Source organism: Halorhodospira sp. M38 (assembly GCF_022227985.1).
GTDB lineage: Bacteria > Pseudomonadota > Gammaproteobacteria > Nitrococcales > Halorhodospiraceae > Halorhodospira > Halorhodospira halophila_A.
Map to the genome: position 1 here is coordinate 1 of NZ_JAJNQP010000025.1, position 19,854 is coordinate 19,854.

The following is a 19,854-nucleotide window of genomic DNA, read 5'->3' on the forward strand; positions in this document are numbered from 1 at the left end:
TGCACCATGGCAGATCGCCTTGGGCGAGGGGATGGATGCCCCCCTCGGAGCGTAGGGGGGCATCCAGGGAGGTGAGGATGGTCTATGCTGACTGGCACCCAATCAACCCGAAAGGGGAGCGCCCGCCATGACGCAGTCGACCGCTATACGCGCCTACGCCGCCCACTCCGAGACCTCCGGGCTCAACGCGTGGGAGCTGGAGCGCCGGGGCCTGCGCGCCGATGACATCGCCATCGAGATCGACTACTGCGGCGTCTGTCATACCGACATCCACTTCGTGGAGAACGACTGGGGCATGACCATCTACCCGGTCGTCCCGGGGCACGAGATCGTCGGCCGGGTCACGGCCGTCGGGCCTCAGGTCAGCGCCTACAAGCCCGGTGATCGCGTCGGCGTCGGGTGCATGGTTGACTCATGCCGCGAGTGTAGTGCCTGCGCAGAAGGCCTCGAGCAATACTGTCTGAGCGGCCCGATCCTGACCTACAACGGGCAAGACCGGCACGATGGCTCGGTGACCTACGGTGGGTACTCCGAGAAGATCGTTGTCAGCGAGCGTTTTGTTGTCCGGATCCCCGATGCCCTCGACCCGGCGGCGGCCGCGCCGTTGCTCTGCGCCGGGATCACCACTTACTCCCCGCTCAAGCACTACGGGGTGAGGCCCGGGCACCGGGTCGGCGTCATCGGCATGGGGGGGCTGGGACACATGGGCGTGAAGTTCGCCCGCGCGCTGGGGGCGGAAGTGACGATCTTCACCCGCTCTGATGCCAAGGTGGCCGAGGCGCAGGCACAAGGTGCTCACCACGTGGTGGTCAGTACCGACGAGGAGCAACTCGCCGCGGCCGCGGAGTCTTTCGATTTCATGCTGGACACCGTCCCGGTGCAGCATGATCTCAACCCGTATCTCCAATGCCTCAAGTACGATGGCGTTCACATCCTCGTCGGCTTGCTCGAGCCCATCGAGCCGGCCGTCGAGGCTGGCGGCCTGGTCTTCAAGCGACGCGTGCTGGCTGGCTCGTTGATCGGCGGCATGCCGGAGACCCAGGAAGTGCTCGACTTCTGCGCCGAGCACGACATCGCTTGTGATGTGGAGATGCTCGACATCCGGAACATCAACGACGCCTATGAGCGCATGAAGCGGGGCGATGTGAAGTACCGTTTCGTCATCGACATGAACACCCTGAGGCAAGGCGCATAAGAGGTCCTGCCCGGGCCGCAGGGGCTGTGATCCGGCCAGGGTCGGGCCGGGCTCCCGGGCCGATGCTCCGCAGTAAGAGCTAGGCGGACCCGCCCGGGAGCCCGGCCAGCAAAAGCCAGAGCTCTTTGCGTTCAAGCGGCTTGTTCAAGTAGGCGTCGCAACCGAGGCCGAAGCACTCCTGTTGGAAGTGCTCCAGGGCATGGGCGGTGATCAGGGCGATGGGCGTGCGCGCCAGGGCGTGTTTCGCCTCTTGTGAACGGATTATGCGCAGTGCCTCACGGCCATCCATCTCGGGCATTTGAAGGTCGAGCAGGACGAGGTCGGGGCTCGCTTGCTGCCAGTGCTCGATGGCCTCGCGGCCATTTTGCACGCAGGTGATCTGTGCGCAGCCAGCCTGTTCGAGCAGGTTGTTCACGAGTAGTGCGTTGGTCGGCTCATCTTCGGCGACGAGCACGCGCAGCCCAGCCCCCACCGGCGCGCTTGTATCAACTTCGGCCTCCTCGGGGGTGTATAGCAACGGGGTGGCGGAGGTGGCTGGTGGCATCGCCACCGTGAAGCGGAACCTCGTTCCGTAGCCGGGCTGGCTCTCGACCGAGATGCGCCCACCCATCAGCTCCAACAGCTCTTTGCAGACCTTCAGCCCCAACCCGCTGCCTTCCTTGCGGGCGAGCGCAGGACCAGCCTGCCGGAACGCCTCGAAGATGTGCGGCTGGTCTTCCTCCGGGATGCCGGCTCCGGTGTCCGTGACGGTGAAGGCGAGTTCATGCTCGGATGAACCGCGCTCTACGTGAACGCGGATATGGCCCGATTCGGTGAAGCGCAGCGCGTTGCTGACCAGGTTGTAGAGCACCTGACCGAGGCGCACCGGATCGCCATGGACCCGGCATGGGGCTTCGGTGCCTGAAGACCACTCCAGGTGCAGGCCCTTCTGCTCGGCCAGCGGCACGAGAAGCCCCAGCTGGGTATCCATGAACGCGCGCAGATCGAAATCCTCCTCGCTCAGCTGAACTCGGCCGGCTTCCAGCCGCGAGAGCTCCAGGACGGTGTCGATGAGCCCGAGCAGGGTATGGCTTCCGGCTTGGCAAAGCTCCACATGGTGATGCTGCCGCGGGTCCAGCTCGGAGTGCGCCAACTGATCCAAGAATCCCGTGATGGCATTGAGCGGCGTGCGCAGGTCGTGGCTGACCGCGGCGAGGAACATCCTTTGGTCCTCCAGCGTACGTTGGCGCTCCTCTTCCAGGGCTCGACGCTCACTGATATCGCGCAGGATCCCCGCCGCGTGCCAGCGCCCGGCAATCTGTACGGGTGCCAGGGTCAGCTCCAGGGCGACCTCGTGTCCGTCACGGTGGATGGCCACGACTTCGGTCTGTTGGCCCACGCGGGTTTTGCCGCCGGACTCCCGGAAGTGGCGCATGCCTGCCTGCATTGCCTCCCGGTGGCGCTCGGGGACGAAACGGTCATGGAAGGGGGCACCTGCAAGTTGGTTGGCGCGATAACCGAGTAGTCGCTCGAAGGCCGGGTTGCAGTACACCAGCTGGTCCTCGGCATCGATCAGAACGATGGCATCGCGCGCGGCGGTGGTAATCGCCTGGAATTTGGCTTCGGCGGCGTGGTGGGCTTGTTCGAGATAGCGCCTGTCGGTGATGTCCTCGAGGATATGGACCGAGCTGCGGTAGGCCCCCTGTTCATCCAGAACCACATACGAGCGTGAGTGGAAGACTCGGCCGTCAGGCAGTTCGATTTCTTCGGAGGTCTCGGAGCAGCCGGTCTCGGAAGGACCGGCGTCGCCGGCGGATACTTTGGCCATGGCCGACTGGCATCCGGGCAGGGGGCCTTCGCCGCGGGGGAAGAAATGCCAGTAGGGCTGGCCGGTCACCTGATCGAGCGTGGCGCCGGCCTGCTCCAGGTAGGCGCGATTCGCGCGCAGGATGCGATAGTCCTGGTCGTGGAGGAAGATCGGATGCCCCATGGCATCCATGGCATCGTCCCAGCTAGGGATGGGGTGCGCTTCCACGGGGGGGCTCTCCGGTGGTGGTGCCGGTCTCGGGCTCCTTCCGCAGCGCCAGCGATTCGATCCATTGCCGCAGCTCCGTGCGATCCAGCGGCTTGCCCAAGAACGCATCGAAGAGCGCGGACTCCAGGACCGCTTCCACTTCGTTGCGGGCATAGGCGGTGTAAAGGGCGATGGGTACCCGGGGGTAGCCCTCGGCCTGTTCCTCGGCCCGGATGTGTTCGGCCAGCTTGTCGCCATCGAGTCCGGGCATGTGGCGGTCGAGCACCAGGGCATCGAAAGTCCTTGTTTGCCAGGCCGCCAGAGCGCCGGCGCCGTCCTCGGCCGTGGTGACCGTGCAGCCGAGTTGCTCGAGGAGGGTCCGGGCCAGGAAGACGTTGACCGTCTGGTCATCGGCCACCAGTACACGCAGCGGGTCCGCCTGCGTATCCCCGCCAGAGGGCCGGGTGGTGGCGCTCAGGTCAGCGGCGGTGGCGCGGTCTGTCCCCGGTGCCGCTACGGGTGGCAACGGGAGCGTCACGGTGAACGTGGAGCCTACCCCCGGCGTGCTCTCGAGCGAGATCTCTCCGCCGAAAAGCTCGGTGAGTTCGCGCACGATGGCCAGGCCCAGGCCGTGGCCGCTGCGCGAGCCGCGATAGCCGGCGCGATCGAAGGCCGCGAAGATGTGCGCCTGCTGGTTTGGGGGAATCCCCGCCCCGGTATCGCGCACGCGGAAGCTGATCCGTTCATCGGGCTCTGTGCATACCGTCAGATCGATATGGCCTTCGTTGGTGTACTTGATCGCATTACTGAGCAGGTTCGACAGGATCTGTCCCAGCCGGGTGGCATCGGCGTTCACCCAGTGCGTCACGCCGGGGTCGATGCTGCAAGAGAACGCCAGGCCGTGTTCTTGGGCCAGGGCGGTGTAGACGGTGCACTGGCTCTCGATCGCCGCATGCAGATCAAAAGGCGCCGGGCGCAGTTCCAGCCGGCCAGCCTGCAACCGGCCGAGATCGAGCAGCGAATCGATCAGTTCCAGCAGGCGACCACTGGCACGGCGGCACTGTTGCACGTAGGCCTGACGCTGCTCTTCTTCCAGGTCCGGCTCGGCGAGCAGTTCCACAAAACCGGTCAGAGCGTTGAGGGGCGAGCGCAGATCGTGGCTGACCGCGTTGAGGAAAGTCGTCTTGGCCTCCACGGCCTCGGCCAGCTCCCGCTCCGCACGCTTCTGGTGGCTGATGTCGAAGCTAACGCCCAGTGTCGCCACCAGCTCTCCGCGCTGATCGGTAATGGGGTGGACGGTGAACAGCGCCGGGAACGTGCTGCCATCCCGGCGGCGTAGCTCCGTCTCTAGGCGAATCGGTTGGTGCTCGCGGAACAGCTGATCCACATATTGGGGCAACCGCTCCATGTCCGCTTCGGTATGCAGCAGGCTGACGTGTTGGCCGAGCAGCTCCTCGCGGTCGTATCCGAACAGCGCCTCAGCGCCGGTGCTGGCCTCGAGGATGACGGAATTCAGGTCGGTCTTGATCAGGCTGACCGAGCGGGCCGCCTCGAAGATCGCCTCGAGCGCCTGCTGCCGCTGTTGAAGCTGCTCGCGCAGCTGCTGCTCGGCCTGCTCGGCGCGGCGGCGCGCGGTGATGTCCACGCCCACCGACTGGACGTGGCTCAGTGTGCCGTGCTCATCGAAGAATGCGCGGTTGGTCCAGAGGGTCCAGCAGGTTTGGCCGTCCGCGCCGGGAATGCTGTTCTCGAAGTGGCCTACCGGCTCCTGAGGAGTCAGCCTCGCCAGGTGCGCTCGTGCCTCATCGCGCTCATCGGCGGGCAGGAAGTCGATCCAGCGTTGCCCGATCAGCTGATCCGGTTCGGTCTGCACATGCGCTGCCAGGGCGGGGTTCGCATAGGTGATGGTGGTATCGGGCAGGAAGCGCTCAATCATCAGCGGCTGGTTCTCGACAAGGTCCCGGTAATGGGCCTCCCGTTCGGCGAGCTCGTGCTGAAGGGTCCGTTGCTCGGTGACGTCCTGGGCCGTCCCGCGCAGGATTTGCGGATTCCCGGCTGCGTCAAACTCCGCATAGCCGCGTGCCTGCACAATCCGCTGACTGCCGTCCGGGGTTGTCAGGCGGTGCTCGATCTCGTAAGGCTCTCCTTGGTTCAGGGTGCGGTCAATGGCCTGATGGAGGGCCGGGTGATCCTTGGCCGGCACTCTGGAGAGAAAACTCTCCCAGTCCATGGGCTTCTGCGTCGGCTCCAGGCCGAGGAGGCGGTACATCTCGTTCGACCAGTGAACTGTTCCGCAAGGGATGTCGTAATGCCAGTGCCCGAGCCGGGCAATGCGCTTGGCCTCGGTCAGTTCCAGCTCGCTGCGGCGCAGTGCGAACTCGGTCTCCTTGAGGGTCTGGACATCGACATGGGTACCCACCATGTAGCTCGGCGAGCCGTCGGCGCCGCGGCGCAGGGTCTGGCCCCGGCCCTGCACCCAGAGCCAGCCGCCATCGGCGCAGCGGTAGCGGAGCTCGATCGTGAATGGCCGGCCCTCGGTAAGGTGGCGTTGGACCACCGGCTGGACGCGCTCCAAGTCCTCGGGATGAACCATGGCCTGCCAGTCGGCGAAGGTCAGGGCGCGGTGCTGATCCGGATCGTAGCCGAGCATACGCCAGCAGGCCTCATCCCAGTACACCTGATCCGCCGCCAGGTCCCAGTCCCAGACCCCGAAGCCGGCAGCCTCCTGGGCCATGCGCAGACGCTGCTCATGGGCAAATTGAGTCGATAGATCGATACAGGCACCGATCTTTCCTACGACCTCGCCACGCTCATTGAGCAGCGGCGCGGCGCTCACTTGCGCCTGGAAACGCTCCCCGCTACCCCGAATCAGCTCGCACTCCGTGGTGTAGCCTTCGCCGGTTTCCTGCAGGCGGGCGATCCCCTCACGGATCTGCGCATGTTCGTCAGGGTCGTCATGTTCGTCAGGGTCGTGCAGCATACAGATGTCGCTGCCGATCAGCTGTGCGCGCGTGTACCCAAACATGCGCTCGGCACTGCGGTTGGCTTCGCGCACTGTGCCCTCCAAGTCAACCTCGGTCAGGGCCACATCAGGTACCGCCCGAAGGATGGCCTCGATTCGTTGCCGGCCCGCCTCGCTGCGCTCCAGCGCCTCGCGCTGCTCGGTGATGTCCTGAATGGTCCCCTGAATGATTTGCTGGCCGTGCTCACCCTGCCAGCGCTGGGCGATCTCGCGGACCCAAAGCGTGCGCCCCCCGGGGTGGACGATGCGGTACTCACCCTTGCTGGAGAGAAGCGCGGGGTCAGCCTGGAACTGGAACTCGGCGACTTGGTCTCGGTCCGCCTCGGGGACCCGGGCGATGAACGACTCCCAACCCGGTGGCGGCCCCTCCGGGTCGAAGCCGCAAAGTCGGTGGGTCATCCGTGACCAGATCAGTTCCCCGGTCTCCGGGTAGGTGAGCCAGTGCCCGATCGTTCCCATCTCTTCGGCGCGTTCGGCGCGCTGCAGGGCCTGGTCACGGGCCTGGCGTTGCGCCTCCAGTTCAGCAACCTGCTCCTCGAGCAGATCCGTCTTGTGTCGAAGGCGCATGTGGGTGTCCACTCGTGCGCGGACAATCGCCGGTGAAAACGGCTTGGTGATGTAGTCCACCGCGCCGAGACTCAGGCCGTATTCCTCATCACTGACCGCATCACGTGCCGAGACAAAGATGACATCGATACCACGCGTCTGCGGATCCGCCTTGAGGCGCCGGCAAACCTCGTAGCCATCGAGCCCGGGCATCTGGATGTCGAGGAGGATCAGATCCGGTTGGGGCCGGTGCGAAGCCTGCAGCGTCGCCAATGCCCTATCGCCGGAGTTGGCCACCTGAACCCGGTAGTTGTCCTTGAGCAGATTGCCAAGCGCCTGGATGCTCGTGGGCTCATCATCGACCACCAGAACGCTCTGGTGTGGCGTATCGCTGCTCATGTTGCCCCTTCTTGGTTACCTGTCAGCAGCGAGTCGAGCCGCTGCAGCGCCTCATCGAGCGCGAACTGTTCTACGAGGGCCTCCAATGCATCGCAGTCGAATCCCCGGCCGCGCAGGTAGGCCAGGGCCTCCCGGAACGTTTCCTCCTCGATGAGTTCGCTGGCCTCCAGTTTTTGCCGCAGGCACGTCACGGCCTCCGGCGACCCTTGCCGGGCTGTTTCCGGCTCTCGGGCAAGCCCATCGAGAGCCTGTCCAGCATCCTGCAAAGTCTGCTCAAGGCGCTCGATGCACTCTGCGGTGACCGCATGGCCGGTTTGCAGGGCGTGATCGATTTGCTCCGCCCGCTGCTGCAGGTCCACGGCCCCGAGTGTTCCGGCCACGCCCTTGAGAGTGTGGGCGAGCCGGCTTGCCCGTTCGTGGTCACCGGCGCGCAGGTGATCGATCAGCGTGGCGTAGTCGGTGGTCAGTTGGCCACGGAACCTGCGCAGCTGCCTTAGGTAGAGGGCTTCATCGCCACCGAGCTGGCGAAGCCCGCGTTCGAGGTCGAACCCGGGCGGTCCGGCTGGCAGAGTATGAGTTTCCCGGGCCGAAACATAATCGTCCGGGACCGCCGCCGCGGTGCGCTCGGACCGCAGGTGCTTGATCAGTGCGGCATAGAGGTCCTGGCTTTCGATCGGCTTGTCCAGATGGTCATCGGCGCCGGCCTGCGCCGCACGTTGACGATCCTCATCCATTACCGCCGCTGAGAGGGCGAGGATGGGGCGGTCGTAGCCCTCTTCGCGCAGCACCCGCATCGCCTCATAGCCGTCCATCACCGGCATCTGCAGGTCCATCAGCACCAGATCCGGCGGATTGGCGCGGATCGCCTCGACGGCCACGGTGCCGTTCTCCGCGGTCGCCACGGTAGCCCCGGTCTTCTCCAGCAGTTCCGTGGCCACCTCCAGGTTGATGTCGTTGAGGATGCCGAGCAGCATCCTCGATGAGTGCTCGATCTTCCGGATCTGATCGCGCTGCTTGGCGCTCAATTCGGTTTGCGCAAGGAGTTGGCTGAGGCCGATGACCGCATTCATCGGGGTGCGGATCTCGTGGCTCATGTTGGCCAGGAACTCGCTCTTGGCCCGGTTCGCTTGCTCGGCTTCCTTCCGGGCTCGCACCAGGGCCTCCTGCTGCTGCCGGCGCTCGGTGATGTCGTCCTGGACGCCGAAGTGGCCGGTGACGCGGCCATGCTCATCGTGCAGGCAGGTATAGTCCCCGTGGATGATCACGGGCGTGCCATCCCGTCTCTGCTCGTGCGTGACCGCGCGGGCCCGGCCGCGGTCGAAAACCTCCCGGAGCACGGTGCGACTGTGCTCGATCTGTTCGTCGGGGAAAAAGTCCCGGTAGGCGAGGCCGATGAAATCCTCACGAGTAGCCCGATACTGATCGAGCATGGCCTGATTGATCTTGGTCATGCGCTGGTTGGCCACGACATGGTCAAGCAGTGATTCTTTCTCCGCCTCTGAAGCAGAGTGCCAGTCGATCGGCTCATCGAGCATCATGAAGAAAAAGCCGATGATCGACTGGTTGAAGAATTCTTCGAGCAGCGCCTTGCTCTCGGTCAGTTCCTGCTCGGCTCGGACTCGGTCGGTGATATCGTGCACATACCCGTGCCAAAGGGTGCTGCCATCAGCCAGGCGCTCCGGCGTGGCGTGTCCCTCGAGCCAGACCGTGCCCTTTAAGGGGTGCTGGATCCGGTAGCTGTGGCGCCAGGGCGTCAGAGTCTGGGCCGAGTGCTCAATGCTCCGGTAAAGGCCTTGCCGATCGGCTTTCCATACGACTTCGAAGAGGCGATCGGCGCACTCCATGGCCTCTTGAGGCGTGGTGCCGTAGATCTTCTCAATGCCCTCGTTGGCGTAGACGAAAGCCGAGCTTCCGTCAGGCCATAGGCGGTATTGATAGATGAATCCGGGTAGCTGCGCGGCGAGATTGGCCAGCTGCTCCCGCGCCCGCTCGGACTCCTGTTGAGCCTGCTTGATCTCGGTGCGGTCCTCGTAGACCGCAACCACCTCGCCGGAAGTGAGCCGGAAGATCCGGTTCTCGCGCCAGCCGGTGATCCGTTCGTCCTGGTTGGCGGCCAGCGGCAGTTCTTCGGGCACGCCAGTGTCAGCCACCCGTTGCAGCGCCGCGAGCAGGCCCATTTCCTCCACGCCTGGGAAGCATTCGGTAAGCCTCCCGCCGATGAGCTCATCGCGGGAGGTCTGTTCAATGCGCTCGGATGCCGGGTTGAGATCGATGAACTCGAAATCCCGCCCTTCATCTACCGTGCGGAACACGGCCACGCCACTGCCGGTCTGCTCGAAGATCCCGGCGAAACGCTCTTTGGCCGCCTGCAGGGCTTCTTCGGCGCAGCGCTGTTCCGTGATATCGAGCACGAAGCCGTCCATATGGGCGACATCGCCCTGGGCATTGCGCACCGCAACGCCCCGCTCCTGGACCCAGCGTAGCGAGCCGTCCCGGCGCCGGAGGCGGTACTGAACCTCCCAGGGGTGATCCGCGGTCACCGCTTCGGCGATGGCCTTATCGACTCCAGCTAAATCATCGGGGTGAATGAGCTGGGCGTAGGAGACGGTTGCGTTGTGGATCAGCTCATCGGCGGCGTAGCCGGTTACCCGCTCGGCCGCCTGGCTGATGAGGAGTACGGTCCACGCCTCATCGTAGAGGCAGCGGAACGTGATCCCCGGAACGTTATCCATCAGCGAGGCGAGCTGGTTGTTGGCGTCCTCCAGCGCTTGTCGGGTCTGCTCGATATCGGAGATGTTCTGGATGATCGACCAGATGACCTCGCGCCCCTCCGGGGTGTTGGTCTTGAAGCCGTGGAGCAGGACCGGATAGCGGTGGCCGTCCTTGTGGATGTACTCCTTTTGGAACGGCCCGTAGCGTCCAGTGCGTTGCAGCGACTCGATCTGCTCGAGTTCCTGCGGTCGATACGCCTCCGGGGTCACGTCCCAGTAGCTCAGCGCCCGGAACTCCTCGCGGGTGTAGCCGGCGGGCCCGTTGATGGCGTCATTGAAATCGAGGAACTCGCCGGTGTGGAAGTCGTTCATGGCGATACCAACCGGCGAGAGCTCGAAGAGCCCGCGGAACTTGGCCTCTGCCGCGGCGAGGTGGCGGAGGTTCTCTTCCTCCTCGGTTACATCCTGGTTGACGCCCACGACCCGCACCGGGGCGCCGGAGGCATCGCAGACCACCTGGGCCAGCCCGAGCAGGGTGCGGAATCGGCCGTCATCCGCGCGGCGGATGTCCATCCGGATATTGAATGGGGTGCGGGTGGCTACCGCCTCGTTCAGCGCAGCCACCGCGCTATCGCGGGACCCGGGTAACAGGGCCTCGGCCCAGTCCTCGAATGAATGACCGAAAGTGGCCGGGTCCACACCATAGAGGCGGAACATGCCCTCATCCCACTCGAGCCGTCCACTGGTCAGGTCGTAGTTCCAGATGCCGATATTGGCGGCCGAGGTCGCCAGGTGCAGGCGCTGCGAGAGCTCCTCCTGAGTCCGTTCCGCGTCTTTTTCGGCGGTGACATCATGCTCAACGCCGAGCAAGTGGGTGGGTGTGCCCTCGGCATCGCATTCCACACGGCCCGTTGAGCGCAGATACCGGATCGCCCCATCCGCACGCCGGATGCGGTAGGTCAGATCCCAGGCGGTGTGGCGGTCAAAGGCCTCGCGAAAAGACGCCTCCACCCGTGCCCAATCCTCCGGCTGAACATGCTCACGCCAGAGCGCCTCCGTCCACGGAACGGGACCAGTGGATGGATCTGTCCCCGGGTGCCCATACAGCGTAAGCAGTTGCTCGTCTGCCGTCACACGGCCTGACTCGAACTCCTGCCGCCAGAAGCCCGCCCCAAGACCTTCGCGCAGTAGACTGAGCTTGGTCTCCGCATCGGACGGCTCTTCTTCCGGCGCGCCTCGCTCGCCCAACCGTTCCACCTGGATCTCGACCTCGCCAAACTTTATTGATCAAGGCTACAGTACCCCATCCTACTCAATGACCACAAAAATTATCCTCCTTCCGCTGAGCGAGGGCCTGTCAGGCTGATAGGGGGTTATCCGGAGTTTCGGGCTCCTGCTGGCAGGCTGGTGTCGGATGCCCCCGTATGGCCGTAAGCACGCGCTCTTCCAGGTTGGCCAGTGCGCCGGGGCGCAGGTGTGCCCCTCTTTTTTGAGCAGGGTGCTCGAGCTCGGTCCGGATCTGCCCCGGCGTGTCTCCGATCACCAGGATGCGGTGGCAAAGCTGGACGATTTCCCGTACGTCGTGGCTGACGAAGACCGCAGCTACGCCCGAGTCCACCACCCGGTCGCGAACCAGCTCGAGCAGTTCGGCTCGGTTGATGTAGTCCAAGCTGGCAAAAGGCTCGTCCATCAGCAGCAAGTCCGGATGAGCGGCCAGCGCACGGGCAATCCCCACCCGCTGGCGCATGCCGCCGGAGAGCTGCGCTGGGTATTGGCGGGCCGCCGCTTCCAGACCGACGCCGCGCAGCGCCTCCAGTGCGCGAGGCTTCTCCGTCCGGGGCAGCACCAGCTCGATATTGCCCTGTGCGGTTAGCCAAGGGAGGAGATGGGGTTCCTGGAAGACCATGCCCAGTCGACCGTAATGGCGCCGGATGGTGCCGGTGTCGGGTGTTTCGCGTCCGGCGATCAGGCGCAGCAGGGTGGATTTCCCGCAGCCACTGGCGCCGGTGACCCCGACGACCTCGCCGGGGGTCACGGCGAGGTCGACTGCCGATAGGCCCCCGCCGCCGGAGAAGATGCGGCTTGTGCCTTCCAGGGCGACGACGGGACCGCCGTGCCGGGTTGCCAGGGCTGGATCCGTGGGCCCTAGGTCGGTCTGGTTACGCATGGTGGAGCCTTCGTTCGATGAGTTGCCGGCCGGGATGAATCAGCAGGTACTCCAGCGCCAGTCCGAGGATGACGATCCACAGGACGTGGGCATAGACCGTCGTCACGGCGCCGTAGAGGTAGCTCCCCCAGAGCGATTGCCCCAGCCCCGCATCGCTTGCGAATGCCTCGGCCATGATCACTGCGCGCCAGCTGACCGATAGCGCCCCGGAGGCCGCGCCGGCCAGGGTCAGCGCCAGGTGGGGGAGCAGGATGCGGGTCAGGCGGGTGTACCAGTCGAGCTGGTACACATGGGCCATGTCCATGATGCCCCGGTCGATTTGCGCAATGCCGTGGCTGGTGGCCATGTAGATCAGAGGCAGCGCCATGCTTACGCCCACCAGCACCGGAGGGCCGGCGCCGATGCCGAGCCAGAGGACCGCAAGGACCAACCAGGCGATATGCGGGGCTGCCTCGATCAGGACGATGACCGGGTGCAGCGCCCGCTGCAGGGTTGGCCATCTTGCCGCCCACAGTCCGATGGTCACGCCGCCGAGCACTGAGAACAGGAAGCTGAGCACGACGTTGCGCAGCGTCACCCCGGTGCTCGCCCAGTGCTCGGTGGATTGAAGGAGGCCTCCGAGTTCGACGGCGACGGTTTGCGGATCCGGTAGGATGGAGTCCGGCACTTGCTCAGCGGTGACTAGCCAAAGCGCTGCAACGCCGAGGAGTCCAGCCCAGGGTGGCCAGCTGGCCCAAAGGCGGCGCTGGTTCATCAGTCCTCCGTGCGAGAAGTCCGACTGGCTCGGACGGCGGCGGTGCGCGGCAGGGGGCGCGGGATCGGTCAGAGGCCGGCCGGTGGCTGCGTGTCGAAGACCTCGCGCAGGTAGTCATCCACGGCCTGACGCGTGTCCTCATCACCCTCCGGATTCCACACCACCCGCTCGCTACGGAGCATGCGCAGTAGCGCCGCCTCAGGGATCGGCATATCGAAAAAGGTGTCGAATCGTTCCGCGGCGATGCGGGCAGCTTGCTCATGGTTTCCGGGGTCGGCCAGCCAGTCGGTGACGGCTTCGATCCCCTGCATCAGGGCTCGTCGCTGCTCGTCGTCGACTTGGTCTCGCACGGCCCAGATGGCCCCCAGCGGGATCCGCACGTCGAGCTGTTGCTCAAGGGCCTGGCCCGGATCCAGCTCAATGGCCCATTGCTGCTCCCAGTCGTCGGCCGCCTGTTGGTGGAGGATCAGGCTGACCAGCGGCTCCGGCGCGGCGACGCCCTCAGGGGCGCGCCGGGGGTTCCGAGCCTGGGCCAGTAATGCCATGCCGGCGCCGCTACTGGCGAAATCCGGCGTGATGCCGTGTTCGGTAAGGGCTCGCTCTGTGACCACATGGGGTGGGGTCGAAAGCCCGGGCGCGACCAATACCTGGTTGCCATCTGTCGCTTTCGCTCCGGCGCCGTCCTCAGGGGTGAGCAGATAGATGCCCTGCCAGACCCAGGGGGCGACCAGCTCGAGTTGATCGAGTCCACCCTCCACGAATCGCACGCCCCCCACAAGGTTGAAGAAGGCGAAATCGGTGCGGCCGTCCTGCACCATGGCGCGCATGGCCGATGGATCGCCCGCGGGGTTCGGTACCAGCTCGAGTTCGGCGTCGGGGAGGAACTCGTCCTGTCGCTGCTCGAGGATGAATACCGGCACCGCATTGGGATCGGGGGGCAGCGCGACGCGTATCTCCGTCGGCCCGGAGGCGTCGGCGGCAGTCAAAGGGATCCCGACCAGTCCAGCGAGGGCGAGGGCGAGGCGCTTCATGGGAGTTATCCATATAATGATGGATTGAATGGTGCATGATAAAGATTCGCATTCGTACGTCAAGCTCGGGTCCGCTCGCTCCGATTGGCGCCCCGGCATGCGTTCCGGGGCGCCAATCGGGCGATCTGCAAGGGCGTGCCCCCCGAGCGTTAGCCCGAGGTACCCTTTGACCCCGCCTCGTCCTTGGCCTCGGTCTCGCCGGCCTGGTTACCGGACTCGGCTGTATCCGTCTGGCGGGCCTGCCGGGTCTCATCCTCGGGCGGGCCGAAGACCTTGCGCGTCAGGCGCACATACCAGGCGGCCGCCTGGACCTGGATGACGAAGGCGATCGCGATGACCAGGGCGGCATTCGCCCCCTCGGCGCCGAACGCGTTCATGGCGATCGCCAGGGCGATGGAGAGGTTGCGCATCACGGATCCGTAGACCAGCGCGATGGCGTCGCCCCGCGGCAGGAGGGCCTTGCCCAGCAGGGTGCTCAGCGGGAAGTTGATGGCGTAGAGCAGGGCCACCGGGGCCAGGATGTAGAGCAGCCGCTCCGGCGCCGCGAGGATGGTCTCGGCGTTGAGCGCCATGGCGATGAAGACGATGCCGAGGACGCCGAGCGTGGACAGGGCCGGGAAGCGGAAGGCCCAGCGGTTGCGGAAGTCCTCCTGGCCGTAGCGGCGCACCAGCGCGCGCTGGGTGAGCACGCCGAGGATGAGCGGCAGCACCACGATCACCAGCACCTGCTGAGCGATCGCCCAGAGATCGACGTGGATCTGCGCGCCGAGCAGGGCCTCCACATAGAAGGGCGTCGCGAGGGCCCCGAGCAGGAGCCCGATGACCGTCATCTTGACCGCTGCGGCGAGGTTGCCGCCGGCGAAGCCGGTCCAGGAGATGGTCATGCCGCTGGTGGGTACCAGGCCCGCGAGCAGCAGTCCCAGCGCCATGTAGGGCTGGTCCGCGAAGAAGAGCAGGCCCAGGCCGAAGGCGATGAACGGGATGACGGCGAAGTTGACGCCCTGGGTGAGCAGCTGGGCACGCAGATCCTCCCAGCCGGTGAGGTGCGAGACCCGCAGCGTGACCATCATCGGGTAGACCATCAGGAAGGTCAGGGGCAGGACGAGCCACCGCAGCGGATCCGAGGGCAGGAGGGCGCCGTAGAGGAAGCCCAGGACCAGCATGGCCGGGATGGCCCAGGTCAGGCGCTTCTGGATCGCGTAGAGGATGGACCACATGGTCGTGCTCCTCCCTAGCAGCAGGCGGATGGGAAGGCGGCGCCCTCATCCATCACGGTCGATGCGGCTGCGCAGGCCGGCGACGATGTCATCGGCGCTGCTCGGCCCCCGGCCGCCCTTGGGCAGCTCCAGGCTGCGCACCGGATAGGTGTCCTGGAGCCAGGTCCTTGCTAGCTCGCTCATGCTTGATCCTCCTTGTGGTGCGATCGGCAGCTGCGGGGGCTGCCCGGGCCTCGCCCGCTCCGGCGGGAGCGGCTAGAGCCCGCACACCCCGCCGCAGCAGCCGCCGGCCGGCTCCGGCTCGGAGCGGCTCGCGCTGCTGATGTAGCCGGCCCCTGAGATCAGGCGCTCCACGGGCGCGTCCTCGGGCGTCTCGCCGGGGTCATGGCCGGCGAGGCGGCAAAGCTCTCCCCAGGTGCGCACGCACTCGTCCATGCCGTGGCGCACCTCCAGCGTGACCCCGTTGCTCGGGCAGCGGTAGTCGTACGTGGGCATAACTCCTCCTCTTGATGCGCATGTGGGGGTGGCCTGCTATTGCACCGGCAGCCCCTCGGCCTTCCACTCCGGGAAGCCCTGCTCCAAGCGGTACGCCTGCCGGCCCTGCGCCCGCAGCCGCCGGACGGCCTCGACGGACAGGGCGCAGTAGGGGCCGCGGCAATAGGCGACGATCTCCTGCTCGGCGGGCAGCTCATCGAGGCGTGCCTCAAGCTCCTCGGCCGGGATGTTGATCGCGCCCGGCAGATGCCCTGCTGCGAACTCCTCCGGCGGGCGGACGTCGATGAGGGTGACCATGCCGGCGCGCAGGCGCTCGAGCAGCTCGGTCGAGTCGATGGCGTCGAGCGCGTCGCTGTCGTGGAAGTACTGCTCGGTCATGCGCTGCAGCTCTGCGATGTTGCGCTCCGCTACCTCGCGCAGCATGCCGAGCAGGGCTGTGACCTGCTCATCGGCGAGCGTGTAGTAGACACGCGTTCCCTCCTTGCGCGCCGAGATCAGCCCCATGCGCCGCAGCTGCTGGAGGTGCTGGGAGACGCTGGCCAGCCGGATGCCGGTCAGGCGGGCGAGCTCATCCACGTTGCGCTCGCGCTGGGCCAGCAGCTCCAGGAGCTCCAGGCGGTAGGCATGCCCCAGGGCCTTGCCGATCCCGGCGAGTTGCTCCAGCAGGCGGCGTTGATTGACGAGCTCAGCCATGGCGGTCGCTCCCACTCCGCGCGCGGCTCAGGCCTTCATCTTTCGCTGCAGGTCTTGGAGGGCGTTGCGGATGCTTGTCTCCAGGACCGGATGGTAGTAAGGCAGGTCGAGCATGCGCTCCACGGTCATGCCGCTATCGACGGCCCAGGCCAGGAGATGGCCCAGGTGCTCGGCCCGGGGGGCCAGCACCTCGGCGCCCAGGAAGGCGCCGTCGGAGGGGCGGCCGTAGAGGCGCATGACCCCGTGGTTCTCGCGCATGACCATGGCGCGGGGTTGGGTGGCAAAGTCGAATTCTCCAATAGCGTGGTCGTGCCCGGATAAATCGGTGAAGCGCGCACCGACCAGGGCCATCTGGGGCTCGGTGAAGACGATGCTCATCGGCGGATGGCGGCGCCCGCGCTCGACGCTCGGGTAGCGGCCCGCGTTGGTGCCGGCGATCTCGCCCTCGTCGAAGGCGTCGGGCATGACCGGGTGCTCGTTGTTGGCGTCGCCGGCGATAAAGATCGGCTGATCACCGCACTGCATGGTGTAGGGGTCGAAGAGCGGCACGCCGTCGTCGTCCAGGCTCAGGCCGGTGGCCTCCAGACCGAGGCCGTCCACATTGGGGCGGCGGCCGGTGGCGGCGAGCAGGTACGCAAAGCGTTCTTCCGCTTCGGTTCCGCTCTTGTCGCGGAAACGGACCACGACCTCATCGCCCTCGCGGTGCAGGGACTCAACCTGTGCATCGGTATCCAGGGCCAGCTCGTCGCCGAAGATCTCCTCGGCGGCATCCTTGACGCGCGGATCGGTCAGCGGTCCGAGGAAGCCGCCGATCCCGAAGATTCGAACGCGGACGCCCAGCCGGTGGAGGGCTTGGCCGAGTTCCATGCCGATCACCCCGGGACCGAAGACCACCACGGATTCGGGCAGGTCGCGCCACTCGAAGAGATCGTCGTTGACCACGGCCCGGTCGCCGAGATCCTTGAACATCGGCAGCACGTTGGGACGGGAGCCGGTGGCGATCACGGTGCGCCCGGCCCGGATCCGCCGCCCGTCGTCGAGCCGCAGGGTCTGCGCGTCCTCGAACCGGGCGTAGCCATGGATCCGCCGCTCGGCCGGGATCTTCTCGGTGTTGCCGACGACCCCGCTGACGAACCGGTCCCGCAGGTTCCGGACCCGTTCCATCACCTCGGCGCCATTGATCTCGACTGAGCCGGCGTGGACGCCGAGGCCGTCGGCATGGTGCGCCGTGTGGGCAGCGTCGGCGGCGGCGATGAGCAGCTTGCTGGGCATGCATCCGACGCTGGCGCAGGTGGTCCCGTACGCTCCGCCCTCGATCAGGAGCACGCGATCGGTATGGGCGGCGGCGGCCCGGTAGGCGCGCAGTCCGGCGCTACCCGCCCCGATGATGGCGACGTCGGTCTCGAGATCGGTCATTGCAGGCCTCCTCGGCTCTGAAGATGCATGCAAAGAAATCCATTTAATTGTAGAAAATAGGCGCGCGGGCCGTTCGTGTCAAACACCGCCCCGGCGCCCGTGTGATGTAACGGCGAGGGCGTTTGGGTAGAACGACAGCTGGGCAGGTCCGGCCCGAGTCGTGGGGCACCAAGGGCGTTATAGTGGTGTTTTAATACGGACGGTACAGGTAGGGACGGGATGCGCACGCAACGACTGGACTTCCCCGGCGCTCAGGGGCACACGCTCTCGGCAAGGCTCGACGAGCCGGAGGGGGCGCCGCGGGCCCATGCCCTGTTCGCCCACTGCTTCACCTGCGGCAAGGACATCAAGGCGGCCTCGTGGCTGGCGGGCGCGCTGGCCGAGCAGGGGATCGCGACCCTGCGCTTCGACTTTACTGGGCTCGGTGGCAGTGAGGGGGTGTTCGGCCATGCCGGTTTCCGCTCCGATGTGGCCGACGTGCTCGCGGCGGCGCAATTCATGCGCGATGCCGGGCGGCCGGTGAGGATCCTGGTCGGCCACAGCCTCGGGGGCGCGGCGGCGATCGCCGCGGCCGGCGACATCCCGGAATGCCGGGCCGTGTGCTCGATCGCCGCGCCGTTCGAGGCCGATCATGTGCTCGAGCACCTCGGGGAGAAGCGCGCCCAGATCGAGGCCGTCGGGGAGGCCGAGGTCACGCTCGGGGGGCGCCCGTTCCGGGTCGGGCGATCGTTCATTGAGGAGACCGTCGGGCACGATCAGGCGAGCCGCATTGCGGACTTGCGCCGGCCGCTGCTGGTCATGCACGCCCCCCTCGACGAGGTGGTGCCCGTCGATCACGCGCGGCGGATCTTCGAGACCGCGAAGCACCCGAAGAGCTATATCTCCCTTGATGATGCCGACCATCTTCTGACCCGAGCCGCGGACGCCCGGTACGCCGCCACCGTCATCGCCGCCTGGGCGGCGCGCTACATCACCGAGCCCGGATGAGGCCCGGCCAGCGGAGCACCCGTTTCAGGGCTTCGTGACCACGATGAGGAGGAGCTCGCCATGAGCCATGAGGAGGAGGCGCCGCCGAAGCAAGCCAAGGGTGAGGAGGGCTCAGGGGCGGATCGCTACCTGATCGATCCCCGCAAGTTCCGCGACCCGGCGTTCACGGCCGATGGCCAGCCCCGCGCCTCGGTCCGCCTGCAGCGCCTGGAGACGCTCTGGTTCTGCACCGGGACCTTGTGCAACCTCGCCTGCCGCAACTGCTACATCGAGTCCTCCCCGCGCAATGATGCCCTGGTCTACCTCAGCGCTAGCGAGGTGGCCGGATACCTGGACGAGATCGAGCGCGAGGGCCTCGGTACCCGGACCATCGCCTTCACCGGCGGGGAGCCGTTCATGAATCCGGACATGATCCCCACCCTGGAGGATACGCTCGGTCGCGGCTACGAGGCGCTGGTGCTGACCAACGCCATGAGGCCGATGATGAAGGTCCATGAGCGCCTACAGACGATCGGGGAGCGCTACGGGCAGCAGCTGACGGTGCGCGTATCCGTCGATCACTATCGGCAGGATCTGCACGAGGCCGAGCGCGGGCCGAGATCGTGGGAGCCCATGGTCCGCGGCCTGCGGTGGCTCTCGGAGAGCGGCTTCCGGGTGGATGTGGCCGGCCGGCAGACCTCCGGGGAGGCGGAAGCGACCCTGCGCGAGGGCTACCAGGCCCTGTTCGACGCCCATGGGATCACGCTCGATGCCCACGACCCCGGGCGCCTGGTGCTGTTCCCGGAGATGGATGCCAGCCGGGATGTCCCGGAGATCTCGGAGGGCTGCTGGGAGAAGGTCGGGCGTAGTCCCGACGAGATGATGTGCGCGAGCTCCCGCATGGTGATCAAGCGCAAGGGGGCATCGCAGCCGGTGGTGGTGCCGTGCACGCTACTGCCTTACGAGCCGGCCTTCGAGCTCGGCTCCAGCTTGGTGGCCAGCTTCACCGAGATGCCGCTCAACCATCCCCATTGTGCTCAGTTCTGCGCTCTCGGCGGTGCCAGCTGCAGCGGCTGACGGAGACGCCTCCCAGGCTGCCGGCCAGTCGAAGCGCCGGGGTCGCCTACGGCCCCGGCCCCTCCCCGCCAGGATACGGTCGCTGGCGGCAATCGACCCTATGGATGGGAGCCGTACCTCGGGGTGAACCGTGCTCAGCCTTGCTCGCTCGGGGGATGACGGCACGGCCCGG

Annotated in this window: 14 protein-coding genes; 3 read left to right on the forward strand and 11 right to left on the reverse strand. The window is 66.3% G+C overall.

Going from position 1 to position 19,854, the window contains the following annotated elements:
* Positions 1-127 precede the first annotated feature (127 nt).
* Positions 128-1,195 carry an NAD(P)-dependent alcohol dehydrogenase gene (locus tag LRA98_RS11500; RefSeq protein ID WP_238634053.1) on the forward strand — a complete coding sequence of 356 codons (1,068 nt, stop codon included), beginning with the start codon at positions 128-130 and terminating at the stop codon, positions 1,193-1,195.
* 79 nt (positions 1,196-1,274) lie between these two features.
* Here LRA98_RS11500 and LRA98_RS11505 read toward each other — a convergent pair whose 3' ends face one another.
* The 11 genes from LRA98_RS11505 to LRA98_RS11555 all read right to left on the reverse strand — a co-directional run bounded on the left by LRA98_RS11505 (position 1,275) and on the right by LRA98_RS11555 (position 17,639).
* Positions 1,275-3,209 carry a PAS domain-containing hybrid sensor histidine kinase/response regulator gene (locus tag LRA98_RS11505; RefSeq protein ID WP_238634054.1) on the reverse strand — a complete coding sequence of 645 codons (1,935 nt, stop codon included), beginning with the start codon at positions 3,207-3,209 and terminating at the stop codon, positions 1,275-1,277.
* A complete protein-coding gene (locus LRA98_RS11510) occupies positions 3,187-7,155 on the reverse strand; it encodes a PAS domain S-box protein (protein ID WP_238634055.1) in 3,969 nt (1,322 codons plus the stop codon). Before LRA98_RS11510 ends, LRA98_RS11505 begins: the two co-directional genes overlap by 23 nt.
* Positions 7,152-11,114 (reverse strand): PAS domain-containing protein, encoded by a 3,963-nt coding sequence (locus tag LRA98_RS11515; protein ID WP_238634056.1) that lies wholly within the window; start codon positions 11,112-11,114, stop codon positions 7,152-7,154. The genes LRA98_RS11510 and LRA98_RS11515 overlap by 4 nt, the downstream gene beginning before the upstream one ends.
* Before the next feature lie 109 nt (positions 11,115-11,223).
* Entirely contained in the window at positions 11,224-12,033 is an 810-nt protein-coding gene (locus LRA98_RS11520) for an ABC transporter ATP-binding protein (RefSeq protein WP_238634057.1), read from the reverse strand.
* Entirely contained in the window at positions 12,026-12,787 is a 762-nt protein-coding gene (locus tag LRA98_RS11525) for an ABC transporter permease (protein ID WP_238634058.1), read from the reverse strand. The genes LRA98_RS11520 and LRA98_RS11525 overlap by 8 nt, the downstream gene beginning before the upstream one ends.
* Positions 12,788-12,855: 68 nt before the next feature.
* Complete coding sequence (locus LRA98_RS11530; protein ID WP_238634059.1) at positions 12,856-13,818, reverse strand: hypothetical protein; 963 nt, start codon at positions 13,816-13,818, stop codon at positions 12,856-12,858.
* 149 nt (positions 13,819-13,967) lie between these two features.
* Positions 13,968-15,035 (reverse strand): arsenic resistance protein, encoded by a 1,068-nt coding sequence (locus LRA98_RS11535; RefSeq protein ID WP_238634060.1) that lies wholly within the window; start codon positions 15,033-15,035, stop codon positions 13,968-13,970.
* 45 nt (positions 15,036-15,080) lie between these two features.
* Positions 15,081-15,218 carry a hypothetical protein gene (locus LRA98_RS11540; protein ID WP_238634061.1) on the reverse strand — a complete coding sequence of 46 codons (138 nt, stop codon included), beginning with the start codon at positions 15,216-15,218 and terminating at the stop codon, positions 15,081-15,083.
* Between the two features lie 72 nt (positions 15,219-15,290).
* On the reverse strand, positions 15,291-15,530 hold the full coding sequence (locus LRA98_RS11545) for a zinc ribbon domain-containing protein (protein ID WP_201167892.1): 240 nt from the start codon (positions 15,528-15,530) through the stop codon (positions 15,291-15,293).
* A 36-nt stretch (positions 15,531-15,566) separates the two neighbouring features.
* Positions 15,567-16,223 carry an ArsR/SmtB family transcription factor gene (locus LRA98_RS11550; RefSeq protein ID WP_238634062.1) on the reverse strand — a complete coding sequence of 219 codons (657 nt, stop codon included), beginning with the start codon at positions 16,221-16,223 and terminating at the stop codon, positions 15,567-15,569.
* A 27-nt stretch (positions 16,224-16,250) separates the two neighbouring features.
* A complete protein-coding gene (locus LRA98_RS11555) occupies positions 16,251-17,639 on the reverse strand; it encodes a dihydrolipoyl dehydrogenase (protein WP_238634063.1) in 1,389 nt (462 codons plus the stop codon).
* Between the two features lie 219 nt (positions 17,640-17,858).
* On the opposite strand from LRA98_RS11555, the gene LRA98_RS11560 reads away from it, so the two are divergent.
* Both LRA98_RS11560 and LRA98_RS11565 read left to right on the forward strand, forming a co-directional pair.
* Positions 17,859-18,626 (forward strand): alpha/beta hydrolase family protein, encoded by a 768-nt coding sequence (locus tag LRA98_RS11560; RefSeq protein ID WP_238634064.1) that lies wholly within the window; start codon positions 17,859-17,861, stop codon positions 18,624-18,626.
* A 60-nt stretch (positions 18,627-18,686) separates the two neighbouring features.
* Positions 18,687-19,682 (forward strand): radical SAM protein, encoded by a 996-nt coding sequence (locus tag LRA98_RS11565; RefSeq protein ID WP_238634065.1) that lies wholly within the window; start codon positions 18,687-18,689, stop codon positions 19,680-19,682.
* The last annotated feature ends 172 nt before the right edge of the window (positions 19,683-19,854 follow it).